This window comes from Lutimonas saemankumensis (genome assembly GCF_020171465.1).
Lineage (GTDB): Bacteria > Bacteroidota > Bacteroidia > Flavobacteriales > Flavobacteriaceae > Lutimonas > Lutimonas saemankumensis.
On the sequence record NZ_JAIUZR010000005.1, the window covers coordinates 390,051 to 402,113 of the forward strand.

At 38.0% G+C, this 12,063-nt stretch carries 12 protein-coding genes; 3 read left to right on the forward strand and 9 right to left on the reverse strand.

Features of this window, described 5'->3' with window-relative positions:
* The first annotated feature begins 23 nt into the window (after positions 1–23).
* Positions 24–1,049 carry an SRPBCC family protein gene (locus LCM02_RS13710; protein WP_224931241.1) on the forward strand — a complete coding sequence of 342 codons (1,026 nt, stop codon included), beginning with the start codon at positions 24–26 and terminating at the stop codon, positions 1,047–1,049.
* Between the two features lie 12 nt (positions 1,050–1,061).
* On the opposite strand, the gene LCM02_RS13715 is transcribed toward LCM02_RS13710, so the two are convergent.
* Positions 1,062–1,520 carry a TspO/MBR family protein gene (locus LCM02_RS13715; protein WP_224931243.1) on the reverse strand — a complete coding sequence of 153 codons (459 nt, stop codon included), beginning with the start codon at positions 1,518–1,520 and terminating at the stop codon, positions 1,062–1,064.
* 50 nt (positions 1,521–1,570) lie between these two features.
* Positions 1,571–2,155, reverse strand: a complete 585-nt coding sequence (locus LCM02_RS13720; RefSeq protein ID WP_224931245.1) for a DNA-3-methyladenine glycosylase I — start codon at positions 2,153–2,155, stop codon at positions 1,571–1,573.
* Between the two features lie 97 nt (positions 2,156–2,252).
* Between LCM02_RS13720 and LCM02_RS13725 the strand changes: the two genes are divergently transcribed.
* The gene (locus tag LCM02_RS13725) at positions 2,253–2,702 is read left to right on the forward strand and encodes a 3-oxoacyl-ACP synthase (protein WP_224931247.1); all 450 of its coding nucleotides are present in this window, start codon (positions 2,253–2,255) and stop codon (positions 2,700–2,702) included.
* Between the two features lie 21 nt (positions 2,703–2,723).
* Here the strand turns inward: LCM02_RS13725 and LCM02_RS13730 are convergent, their stop codons facing one another.
* Positions 2,724–4,865 carry a prolyl oligopeptidase family serine peptidase gene (locus tag LCM02_RS13730; protein ID WP_394369944.1) on the reverse strand — a complete coding sequence of 714 codons (2,142 nt, stop codon included), beginning with the start codon at positions 4,863–4,865 and terminating at the stop codon, positions 2,724–2,726.
* A gap of 23 nt (positions 4,866–4,888) precedes the next feature.
* Complete coding sequence (locus LCM02_RS13735; RefSeq protein WP_224931249.1) at positions 4,889–5,773, reverse strand: NifU family protein; 885 nt, start codon at positions 5,771–5,773, stop codon at positions 4,889–4,891.
* Positions 5,774–5,856: 83 nt separating this feature from the next.
* Between LCM02_RS13735 and LCM02_RS13740 the strand changes: the two genes are divergently transcribed.
* Entirely contained in the window at positions 5,857–6,366 is a 510-nt protein-coding gene (locus LCM02_RS13740) for a gamma carbonic anhydrase family protein (protein ID WP_224931251.1), read from the forward strand.
* 50 nt (positions 6,367–6,416) lie between these two features.
* Here the strand turns inward: LCM02_RS13740 and LCM02_RS13745 are convergent, their stop codons facing one another.
* The 5 genes from LCM02_RS13745 to porG form a co-directional block, all read right to left on the reverse strand.
* The gene (locus tag LCM02_RS13745; protein ID WP_224931253.1) at positions 6,417–6,923 is read right to left on the reverse strand and encodes an OmpH family outer membrane protein; all 507 of its coding nucleotides are present in this window, start codon (positions 6,921–6,923) and stop codon (positions 6,417–6,419) included.
* A gap of 43 nt (positions 6,924–6,966) precedes the next feature.
* A complete protein-coding gene (locus LCM02_RS13750) occupies positions 6,967–7,866 on the reverse strand; it encodes an OmpH family outer membrane protein (protein WP_224931255.1) in 900 nt (299 codons plus the stop codon).
* A gap of 62 nt (positions 7,867–7,928) precedes the next feature.
* Positions 7,929–10,571 (reverse strand): outer membrane protein assembly factor BamA, encoded by a 2,643-nt coding sequence (gene bamA, locus LCM02_RS13755; RefSeq protein WP_394369945.1) that lies wholly within the window; start codon positions 10,569–10,571, stop codon positions 7,929–7,931.
* Complete coding sequence (locus tag LCM02_RS13760) at positions 10,543–11,295, reverse strand: isoprenyl transferase (RefSeq protein WP_224931260.1); 753 nt, start codon at positions 11,293–11,295, stop codon at positions 10,543–10,545. Before LCM02_RS13760 ends, bamA begins: the two co-directional genes overlap by 29 nt.
* 3 nt (positions 11,296–11,298) lie before the next feature.
* Entirely contained in the window at positions 11,299–11,967 is a 669-nt protein-coding gene (gene porG / locus LCM02_RS13765; protein ID WP_224931262.1) for a type IX secretion system protein PorG, read from the reverse strand.
* Between the last annotated feature and the right edge of the window lie 96 nt (positions 11,968–12,063).

Genomic DNA, 12,063 nt, shown 5'->3' on the forward strand with positions numbered 1-12,063 from the left:
TATAATTACCAAACTGTCTTCTTATGAAATTTTTAAAAAATATAATTCTTCTTCTGCTGGTTGTTTTTATTATTGCGGCTGTATATCTCGCAACTTTGGATGGAAGTTATGAGGTATCCCGGACAAGACTGATTAAGGCCGATCAGGAGGTTGTCTTTAATGATCTGAATGATTACCGAAATTGGAAAGATTGGGGCCCCTGGTACGAACAGGATTCAACCATTCGTGTCCAATATGCAGACAATACCATAGGGGAAGGAGGTGCCTATACCTGGACTTCAGAAGTTGAAGGAGGAGGAAGTATAAAAACAGTAGAAGTAGTTAAACCGGAGCAGATTAAACAGGAAATAATTTTTGAAACTCCTTTTGGTGATATGAAGTCTGATATTTACTGGAATTTGAACAAGCAGGGTCTCGATACAGAATTAACCTGGGGTATGAAGGGAGAACTTCCCTTCTTTTCACGATTTATGGCGAGCGGTATGGAGGATCAGTTAGGGCCGATGCTGGAAAGGGGGCTGGAATTATTTGATGACAATATTCAGAGGAAACTTAAAATATACAGCATTGATTCCGTTGGGGTAGTGGATTTTAGCGGAGGGTTTTATTTGTATCTGAGTACTTCAAGCAGAATTGATCAAATGAATCCAAAACTGGAGGGGATGATGCAGAAAATTGAAAAATTTGTATCTGATAACAGAATTAGAGTAACAGGCAGCCCTTACACGATCTACCATAAATTCGATCAGGAGAACGGTACTACAATGTTTTCAGTAGCTTACCCGATTCAGGAGAGGATTATTACTACCGATTCAGATATACTGACCGGGTTTATGGAGAGAGGAACGTATCTCAAGACGGTTCTGAAAGGATCTTATAACAATTTAGAGGAAGCCTGGCAAAGAGCCATGTTTGATGCTGCAAATTTAAAAGATCATGTCCTGGAGGATGGTGGAGAACCTTTTGAAATTTATGTCAATTCACCCGAAAACACACCTGATCCCTCAAAATTGATTACGGAAATCTATATCCCTGTTCAGATGCGGTAAAGAGGTCATCGCTCAGTTTTTTAAAAAAATGTACCCATTCAGAGAGGTTGCAATAAGGAGCCAGACAAAGTAGGGTAATATCAGGATGGATTTAAATTTTAATTGTGGGGCATATCGAAACAAAAAATATCCTACTACCAGGGTCAAAACACTTATGATGAGGAGGCCGCCCAAAATATTCTGGAAATAAAAAAAAGTAGGGTTCCATGCAACGTTCAATATCCACTGAACTAGGTATACGCCGATTAAAAAGGGCTTGTTTTCAACAGTGGGCCATACATAGGCCATATAAAAGGAAAAACAAATCATAATTGTTGTCCATGCTGTTCCAAAAACCCATCCCGGGGGAGTCCATGGAGCTTTGTCAAGTTGCATATACCAATCAGAAGGCACCCCTTTACCCGTAAATAGACCACCAAGGGCCAGGGCAGAGAAGTTTAAAACCAGAAAAATAATAACTCTTACAGTCATAGTGGTTAAGTTGTTTTGAATTTAGTGAAATCCTTTATTTCATACGTCGTTTATCGATTTAAATTTTGGGCCATAATTTCCTTATGCCTGAAACAGGTGTTAACATGGTCATTGACCATTCCTATAGCCTGCATAAAGGCATAAACCACTGTTGCGCCAACAAATTTAAACCCTCTTCTTTTTAAATCCTTTGAAATGTCCTCGGAAAGTTTTGTAGAGGCGGGTAATTGGTCAGTTGGTTTCCAGTTATTATTCAAGGTTTTATTGTTGGTAAAACTCCAAATATAGGTCGAAAAACTACCAAATTCCTTCTGAATAAGTATAAAGGCCTTAGCGTTTTTTACGGCAGACTCTATTTTTAACTTATTTCTGATAATCCCTTTGTTTTTAATAAGTTCATCAAGTTTTTCATTGTCATATAAAGCAATTTCGTGAAAGTCAAAATGATCAAATGCCTCGGCAAAATTTTGTCTTTTCCTCAAAATTGTAATCCAGCTGAGACCAGCCTGAAAAGTTTCCAGCAATAGAAATTCAAATAATACGGGGTCCGAGTAGACCGGAACTCCCCATTCTGAATCATGGTACTCCAAGTATAATGGATCTTCACCGCACCAGAGGCATCTTTCTTTATTCATCCCAAAATTTTATAACACTAAGGTAATCGCTTTAGGTGAAAAACAGGCTAAATAAATTTCTGTTATTTTTGAGTCGAACCAGATTAGTGTACCTGAAATGAAAATAAAGGAATCCTTGTTAAATAAATGCAACCATGCTGTGAATGATAAATTGGAAACCATTGGGACTTTTATAACAAGCAACAGAGCTTCTCTTGATCAGGAATCAAAAAGCTCAGCCGGTGATAAACATGAAACCGGCAGGGCAATGCTGCATTTAGAAATGGAAAAAGCCGCGAGACAGTTATCAGAAACCCTTAAGATGAAAGAAATTTTACAAAAAATAGATCTTGGACAAGTTTCAGAAAAAGTAAAACTGGGAAGTCTGATCGAAACGGACCAGGGTAATTTCTTTCTGTCAGTCAGTATTGGACCATTAAAAATTGAGGACAAAACCTATTTTGCGGTTTCCACGGATTCTCCCGTTGGTCGCTTGCTGTTAGGAAAAGAAACCGGAGCCTGTGTTGAAATAGGCTCCAGAAAATTTAATGTTCTGAATATTCAGTGAACAGGAATGGTCTGGAATCTTTTAAAAGTTTTTTATGGGAGCGTTCAATTCACTGATCCCCATATTGAAAAGTGTGAAACTAAAGATGTCAGCATATTGATCTATAATTTTTGATACGGGAGTTCCCGCTCCATGACCCGCCTGTGTTTCAATTCTTATTAAAACAGGATTTAATCCGGCCTGTTTGTCCTGAAGTTCAGATGCGAATTTAAAGGAATGTGCCGGAACGACCCTGTCATCATGATCACCGGTTGTTACCAAAGTAGCCGGATATTTTACATCCTTCTTTACATTGTGAACAGGAGAATATCCGTAGAGATAATGGAACATTTCTTCACTTTGTTCAGAAGTTCCATAATCATAGGCCCATCCCGCCCCGGCAGTAAACGTATGATAACGGAGCATATCAAGTACCCCGACTGCAGGTAAGGCAACCTTCATCAAATCAGGTCTCTGCGTCATAGTTGCGCCTACAAGAAGCCCTCCGTTTGAACCGCCTCGAATTGCCAGGTATTCGCTAGAGGTATACTTTTCTTTAATCAGGTATTCTGCCGCTGCAATAAAATCATCAAAAACATTTTGCTTTTTCATTTGAGTTCCGGCATCGTGCCATGCTTTGCCGTATTCTCCGCCTCCTCTTAAATTGGCAACCGCATAAATACCTCCCATTTCAAGCCAGGTGGCATTCACAATACTGAATGACGGAGTAAGACTCACGTTGAAGCCTCCGTATCCATATAGTATGGTAGGATTGTTCCCATCTAATTCAGTACCCTTTTTAAAAGTTATAATCATTGGTACTTTTGTACCGTCTTTTGACGTATAAAAAATCTGCTTCGAGTCATATGCATCAGAATCGAAACCAACTTTTGGTTTTTTAAAAAGATTTGATTTTCCCGTGGAAGCATCGAACTCATATATTGAAGATGGAGTGGTATAATTTGTAAATGAATAATACAAGGTTTTATCCTTTATTTTGCCACTGAAACCCGAGCAGCTACCCACTCCCGGCAATTCTATTTCTCTTATTTTATTTCCTTTGAGATCAAACTGATATACTTTAGAAATGGCATCGATCATATACTCGGCAAAAAAATAACCCGATCCTGTAGAAATACTTAAAACATTTTCAGTCTCAGGAATAACGTCTTTCCAATGAACAGGATGGTAGCTGTTAAGATCAAACGAAACCACTTTTTTGTTTTGAGCATTCAGGTTGGTTGAGACGTATATTTGATTTCCTTTACTGTGAATCACACTGTGATCATTTTCAAAATTGTCTACTACGCAGATCAGTTCACTATCTTGCTTTTTAAGGTTTTTGATGTACAATTCGTTTCCTGAAGTTGAGACCGCTGCCGTAATTACTAAAAATTGCTGATCTTCAGTGATGTACCCAAACACATATCTTCTTTTTTGATCAAGACCAAAAACCACCTTGTCCTGATTCTGAGGGGTTCCAAGCTTATGATAATATAATTTATGCTGATCTGTTTTAGCTGACAATTCACTTCCATCCGGTTTGTCATAACTTGAATAATAAAACCCTTCATTTTTATACCAGGATAAACTACTGAACTTAACATCTGTTATCGTATCTTCCAGAATTTCTTTGTTCAGGGCATCCATGACGATGACCTTTCGCCAGTCAGAGCCACCTTCTGAAATGGAATAAGCTACTTTGGATCCGTCTTTTGTAAATGAAACATTGCTCAATGAAGTTGTACCATCTTCTGAAAAGGTATTTGGGTCAAGAAAAATTTCTGCGTCCATTCCCTTTTTCTGTCTGTAGAGCACATATTGATTCTGAAGTCCGTCGTTTTTGTAAAAATACTCGTATTCACCATGACGTGTGGGAGAACTATATTTTTCATAGTTCCACAATTTAGTCATTCTTTCCTTTATTTGATTCCGGTAAGGAATGTGATCAAGGAATTCCTGAGTTACATCGTTCTGAGATTTAACCCAGGCTTCAGTTTCTGTCGACCTGTCGTCTTCCAGCCACCTGTAGGGGTCCTGAACCTCTTTTCCATAATAATTATCAATCGTATTTCCTTTCTTTGTTATTGGATATTTCACGGCAGGGACAGATTGTTGAGCATAGTTACTGCTGATTATTGCACTGAGCATCATACTCATTAAAAACTTGAGTTTATTATTCATTTGATAGGATGTAAAACGTGATTTTAGTTAAGGGCATTTACAGTACCGATTTTTCCTGGTAACAGTTGTTTTAAGGTTGCTTCAATGCCATTTTTTAATGTAATTGTGGAGGAAGGACATCCGTTACAGGCACCCTGAAGTAAAACATTGACTTCTTTGGTCTCTTCCTCATAAGACAAAAACTGGATATTTCCCCCATCACCGGCAACTGCGGGTTTAATATATTCCTCCAGAACCGCAATGATCTGCTTTGAAATTTCGTCATCAGTTGTTTTGAAAACTTCCTTATTTTCACTTCCTGCCTGAGGAGTGGGTCGATAAGTTTCTGAAACAATACGCCGGTCACTTTGCAGGTATTCTTTTAAGAAATCTCTCAGGGCATTATTGATCTCAAACCATTCAAGATCGTTGGTTTTTTGTATTGATACATAGTTGTCAGAGATGAAAACCTCTTTGACAAACGGAAATTCAAAAAGTTCATATGCCAAAGGCACCTCATAAGCATCTTCCTTCTTATTTAATTCAATGTTCTGGTTACTCAATAACTTATTGGTAACGAATTTTTGAACATTTGGATTTGGAGTGCTCTCCGCGTAAACTTCAACGATCTGTTCTTTGGTGTCTTCGGTGAACACTGAGTTATTTTGATCGAGATAGGCCTCCAGTATTTCCAGCAGTTCTTTTTCAACCTCGCTCCATTCAAGAATATCGAATTTTTCCAAAGCGATAAAATTGGCGCTGATAAAGACTTTTTTTACAAAAGGCAAATGAAAAAGCTGTTGAACCAAAGTAGAGTTTTTCGCATCGTCAATTGAGTTGTATTCATAACTGCTTTCTGTAAGTATCTTGCTGGCTACAAACTTGATTATTGCCGGGTTTGAAGTATGTTCTATAGTAATTTTGTTCATAAGATGATTATTGGGAAAGCAAATTTACGAAAGTATTTTTTCTTACTTTTGACACTTATGTTAAATGAATCTAAAAAAAGACAATGATCATTAAAGAACTGAACGGGAACAAACCTAATTACGGAAAGAATTGTTTTTTTGCCGAGAATTCGGTGGTCGTAGGTGATGTAAGCATGGGTGACGATTGCAGTGTTTGGTTCAATGCGGTTATTCGAGGAGATGTTCATTATATCAAAATTGGAAATAAGGTGAATGTTCAGGATGGAGCCGTAATTCATGCTACCTATCAAAAATCTCCAACAACTATTGGGAATAATGTTTCAATTGGCCATAACGCATTGGTACACGGTTGTACAGTGCACGACAATGTTTTGATCGGCATGGGAGCCATTGTAATGGATGATTGTATTGTTGAAAGCAATAGTATTATTGCTGCTGGTGCGGTTGTGACCAAAGGGACGGTGATACCATCAGGCTCGGTTTATGCAGGAACCCCGGCTAAAAAGATCAAGGATATTGACCAGGAACTGATCGCTGGAGAAATCGATCGAATTGCCAATAATTATATTAAGTATTCCGGTTGGTACAAATAAAAAAACATCCCGGGAAAAGGATGTTTTTTTATATAACAGGCAGGAAAGTTTTATTGTATTCCCAGTTTAGCTTTTACCGCAGGCATTAAGTCTTCACCTTCAAAAACGATCAATCCTTTTCCCGGAGAAGAATCCAGAACATATTTGAAGCCTTTTTCAGTAGCTACTTCACTAACGGCTTTCTGCGCTTTTTCAACAATTGGCTTTAAAAGATCAAATCTTTTTTTCTGAATTTCCTGATCAGCAGTTTGCGCATACTTTTGAATTTTTTGCTTCAAACCTTCTACCTCAACTCTTCTTTCTTCGTTTTTGGCATCAGTCTGGGTTGGGGCTTCAGCATCATATTTTTGCAATTTTGCCTGTAAAGCTGTAGCCTGTGCATTGTACTCGTCGGCATAGGTTTGCTGAACTTTTTTCAATTCTGTCTCCATCGCTTTCGTTTCCGGCATTGCCATCAAAAGTTGTTCGCTATCAATATGTGCAACGTTTTGGGCCTGTACTGAATTAAAAGCCATCAAAAGGGCACATGCCACGAATAAATTTCTAAGTAATTTCATTTTTCTCTAGTTTGTTATTAATAATTTTTTTGTTTTTACTTGTTTAATTTTTGTTTTCTATTGCTTCTTCCCTCTGTTTTTTTCTATCTTCAATTTCTTTCAATTTAGCAGCTCTTTTTTCTTCAGCAACTCTTTTTAAAGAATCTCTCATTTTGGCTCTTGCTTCTTGTTGAGCTTTGATTCTCGCTTTCAGTTCCTCCCGTTTGGCCTGCCTTGCCTCCAGTTTCAACTGTTCTTCAGTTTTAACTTCATTTTCGGCTTCCATTTCATCTGCCCCGGCCGCAGCCGCTTCAGCTTCCGCCGGATCCAAATTCTGCTCATTTGAATCTTCCTCAGTATCATCTTCAAGAACAGTAGGTGTAGTTACAACACCTGCTTTTGCAATTCGTTCCTTTTTAAGGTCCTCTACTGCTTTTCGCTTTCTGTTCTTAACGATAGCATTCAATACAAGCTCGCTTATATCATATTTACTATTACTGTAAAGCATGATCAGGTCACTTGATTTATCAAATACGAAATCATATCTTTTTTTAGCTGCAATATCCTGTATAGCATTGTATACCTGATCCTGAACAGGCTTAACAAATTGTTTTCGCATTTGAAAAAGATCTCCCGTAGGCCCGAAATAGGCCTGCTGCAATCGTCTAAACTCTTCTTCTTTGATTGCTATGTCTTCTTCTCTTTCACCAATCAACTCCTTTGTCAAAAGGGATTTTTCGTTACTCAAGTCAGTTTTTAACTGTTCAATTTCGCCTGAAAGGCCGTCGAGTTTTTGCTGCCAGGTTTGTACTTTGGCATCTAACTGAGCTTGAGCACTTGCATATTCAGGAACATTTTCCAAAATATAATTCATGTCAATATAGGCAACCCGTTGTGGCTTCTGAGCCTCTACAATAGAGCTTAAACATATAAGGACAATAATTAAAACCCTTTTTACTCTCATTCTATTAGTATTCAAGAAAATATCGTGCCATTTCTTGATTGGGGCAAATATAGCAATTTAGCTTAAAATTGTTGCCCAATGATGAAATGTGTTTGCCATCCTGATATTTGATTGGATCCGGGAATTGTATCGAAACCATATCCGAAATCAACCCCAAGCAATCCAAATGCCGGCATAAAAACTCTCAGACCTGCACCTGCCGACCTTTTTAGGGTGAATGGTCTGTATTCTTCAAATTCATTCCATGAATTACCTCCCTCTAAAAATGACAGTGCATAAATAGACGCTGAAGGTTTCAATGTAATCGGATATCGTAATTCAAAAGCGACTTTATTGTAGATTGTTCCTCCTGTTTGAGAGGACAAGCTCGAGTTCGGATAACCTCTCAGGGCAATGGTGGTTCTACCATCAAATCTTCCTTGTTGCATTCCATCTCCACCCACGTAAAACCTTTCAAAGGGAGGGGCTCCAATTTCATCGTTGTAGTAGCCCAGGAATCCTAATTCAGCATTAGACATGAGTACTAGTTTTCCAACCACAGGGCTGTACCATTTTCCTGTAAAAACAATCTTATAGAATTCGATCCATTTGTACTTCTCTTCGTCGGGAAGATCCGTGTAATCTTTGTCGTCAAATAGTGAATAGGGTGGAGTAAGTTTTAACAATACATTAAATTGAGACCCACCTGAAGGGAATACAGGGTTAGGTCCTGCAGAACTTCTACCAAAATTAACCGCGAAGTTAAAGTTGTTTGAAATACCATTATCAAAATCAAAGGATGAAATCGTATAATTCTTAAGTTTAAATCTTTGGTAATTCAATGATGTCGATAAAGTGAAAAAGTCATCAGGCCATTTCAATCGCTGGCTAAGACCAACAGAGGCACCAATTATATCCAGTAGTTGATCCTTATCCACGTCATTGGTAAACGGGTCAAATCCAAACTGGCTCGAGTTGTAAATCGAGAAATTAAAACCTTTTGGTTTTTTACCCCCCATCCATGGCTCCGAAAACGACAAACTGTAGGTTCTGTAAAATTTACTCACCTGAAGCCTAAGAGCTACAGTCTGACCGTCTCCTCTTGGAACTGGTTTGTATTCATCAAAATTGAAAAGGTTCCTAACCGCAAAGTTGTTAAAAGAAAGCCCCAGAGTTCCTACAAAGGTTCCACCTCCATATCCACCCTGAAGTTCGATCTGACTCGATCCTTTTTCGGAAACCGAAAACTCAATGTCGGTTGTTTTATCTGCAAAATTGGGTTGAACGTCAGGAACAATATTTTCCGGATCGATAAATCCAAGCTGACCGAGTTCACGAATCGATCTGACGATATCACTTTTACTGAAAAGATCACCGGGTTTAGTCCGTATTTCTCTGAAAATTACATGGTCATTTGTAACATCGTTACCCTTTACGGTTACTTTTCTGATGGTAGCCGGTTCATCCTCAATGATTCTAATTTCAAGATCGATAGTGTTGTTCGCCGCACTGGTTTCCACCGCATTCACACGAGAAAATAAATAACCGTTATCCAAATAGGTGTTAGTAATATCTTGTGATTCAGGGGTCCCGTCACCATAAACGCGCTCATTCAGGGCCTTACCGTTATAGGTTACCCCTTTATCGATTCTAAGTATGCTCTGCAGCTGCTGATCGGTAAATACCGTATTGCCCAGGAAGCTAATCGTACCAAATTTGTAACGTTGACCCTGGGTCATGAAGATGTCCAGATTGATGGTATTATCTTCATTCCATGATATGGAATCTTTTAGGATAAGTGCATCACGGAATCCTTTCTCCTGAAACAGTTCAACCACCATATCAAGATCTTCTTCATAGAGATCTTCAACAAATTTTGAAGGGGAAAATATCCTGGTTATTCCTTTCTCTTTTGTCTTTTTCATGGTTTTCTTCAACTTTTTATCTGAAAAAGCCGTATTTCCATGAAATCGGATATTTTTTATCTTTATTTTATTGCCCCGGTCAATTGATATCAGTGCGTCCTGAGTATTCGGCAAACTCGTGTCTTTTCTGGTGTTGATCGTTACCTTGGTTTTGAGGTACCCTTTTTCCCTGTACTTGTCCTTGATATAGTTTTCGGTTGTGGTGATGAGGTTTTCGGTCAGCATGGATCCTGGCTGAAATTCAATTTCTTTTTCCAGGTCTTCAATTTTAGACTTTTTTAGTCCGGTTATTCTAAGCTTACCTACTTTGTCCAGTTCTTTTACATTGATTTCGAGATAAACAGCTTCACCATCCAGCTGTGTCACATAAACGTCCACATTCGAAAACAGTTTGGAACTCCATAATCGTTTAATGGAAGAAGAAAGTTTATCTCCCGGAATTTTAATCTGTTGTCCAGGGCTAAGTCCGGAGAAAATAAGAATAGATTGTTCAGAAATAGTTTCATTCCCAACTACGGAGACGCCTCCTAAAACGTATTTCTTGTTCTTTTCAAGTTTTATGGGTTTTGGGGGAACTTTTTTTATGGTATCCGATGGACTAACAACTGGTTTTATCGTGTCTGCCTGAATACCTTGTAAGCCAAGTGAATCCTTTTCCACCTGAGCAGCAGGAACTGAATCTTGTTTTGTGGTATTGTTTTGGCTAGTAACCTGCCCATTCACAGTAAGAATAAAGAACATAAAAAATATCGGAAGCGCCGTATTTTCTAATTTATTTATTACTGCTTTCAATTTGTTCACTTGTTTTTCCAAATCGTCTTTCTCTTCTTTGATAATTCAGTATCGCTTCGTAAAAGTCCTTCTTCCTAAAATCGGGCCATAAAATATCAGTAAAATACAATTCGGCATATGCAATCTGCCATAATAAAAAATTGCTAATGCGCATTTCCCCACTCGTTCGGATCAAAAAATCAACGACGGGCAAAGTAAATGTATATAAATGACTATTTATAATTTTTTCATCAATTTCTTCGATTTTTAATTCATTATTAACAATTTTTTTAGAAATGGATTTTGTGGCTCTGATCAATTCCTCTTTAGCCCCGTAGTTAAGGGCAAGAGTCAAGGTCATGGCCTTATTATTCTCTGTCATTTTTATCACTTCATGCAATTGGTTTCTTGCCTTTGAAGGAAGTTTGTCCAAATTTCCGATTGCCTGAAGTTTGATATCGTTTTTTTGGAAAGTCGATATTTCCTTTTTTAGAGAACTTACAAGGATGCTCATCAACGTATCGATCTCAATTTTTGGCCTTTTCCAGTTTTCCGTTGAAAAAGCATAAAGCGTAAGGGCCTCTATTCCAAGTTCTACAGATGCCTCTACGGTCTGTCGAACCGATTCCACACCTTTCTGATGACCAAGAACCCTTTTTAAACCTTTGTTTCTCGCCCATCTTCCGTTGCCATCCATAATAACGGCAACATGTTTGGGAATATAATTTTTATCTATTTGAATATCCGCTTGCATAAGCTAAAAACTTCCTGTATAACACCCTTCTCTTCCAAATCCGAAAACCAAAGTAATTCCTGTAAAGACATACCAGTCATTATTGTTCGGGTTAATCTGAACATTGGGGCTTTCCAAATCATATGGGTAACTGTCAATATCATCTTTGAACGTATACCTGAATCCTAATTCAAAACCAATTCCTATACTCGGAGCCAATATGGTCTTAAATCCGGCACCAAAAGGCATTGTAAAATTAAAAGTACGACCACCACCCAATTCTTCACTTATTCCGTAATTTACTGTCCCTGCTTCAATAAACACATAAGGCGTATTGGTATAACCCGTTTTGCTCAAACTGTATTTGAAAAAGTGATACTCAATTCCAACAGCCAGTTCATGTATGTCATTAGTGAAACTAAGGTCTCTGTATTTTCTGAATGAATTATTCGATTCGGAATCATCTCCCGATAATTTCGAATAGATATATGTAGCCCTGATTGAATAGTGAGGATGCATGTTCCATTTATAAATTCCCCCTACGGCGAAGCTGTTTGGGTATATATAATTGGTTCGACCAATATCGCCAATATAGTTACTTCCTCCTGCAAAAATTCCAATCTCGTTAATTTGTGAAAAAACCCCTCCGGAGACACAGAAAAACAGGATTACAAATACAATCTTTTTCTTCATAAAAATAGGTGGCAAATATAAAAAAATACATTTGCATTTGGTTTAAATGAATGCTCTTTTTTGATTAACAGATTTTTAAGCGTAAAATTGTATTAT

Coding starts and splice junctions, on each gene's coding strand:
- LCM02_RS13750 (WP_224931255.1), bottom strand. CDS start 7,866: ATGAGAGTAAAAAGGGTTTTAATTATTGTCCTTATATGTTTAAGCTCT.
- LCM02_RS13760 (WP_224931260.1), bottom strand. CDS start 11,295: ATGCAAGCGGATATTCAAATAGATAAAAATTATATTCCCAAACATGTT.
- LCM02_RS13725 (WP_224931247.1), top strand. CDS start 2,253: ATGAAAATAAAGGAATCCTTGTTAAATAAATGCAACCATGCTGTGAAT.
- LCM02_RS13710 (WP_224931241.1), top strand. CDS start 24: ATGAAATTTTTAAAAAATATAATTCTTCTTCTGCTGGTTGTTTTTATT.
- porG (WP_224931262.1), bottom strand. CDS start 11,967: ATGAAGAAAAAGATTGTATTTGTAATCCTGTTTTTCTGTGTCTCCGGA.
- LCM02_RS13715 (WP_224931243.1), bottom strand. CDS start 1,520: ATGACTGTAAGAGTTATTATTTTTCTGGTTTTAAACTTCTCTGCCCTG.
- LCM02_RS13720 (WP_224931245.1), bottom strand. CDS start 2,155: ATGAATAAAGAAAGATGCCTCTGGTGCGGTGAAGATCCATTATACTTG.
- LCM02_RS13740 (WP_224931251.1), top strand. CDS start 5,857: ATGATCATTAAAGAACTGAACGGGAACAAACCTAATTACGGAAAGAAT.
- LCM02_RS13745 (WP_224931253.1), bottom strand. CDS start 6,923: ATGAAATTACTTAGAAATTTATTCGTGGCATGTGCCCTTTTGATGGCT.
- LCM02_RS13730 (WP_394369944.1), bottom strand. CDS start 4,865: ATGAATAATAAACTCAAGTTTTTAATGAGTATGATGCTCAGTGCAATA.
- LCM02_RS13735 (WP_224931249.1), bottom strand. CDS start 5,773: ATGAACAAAATTACTATAGAACATACTTCAAACCCGGCAATAATCAAG.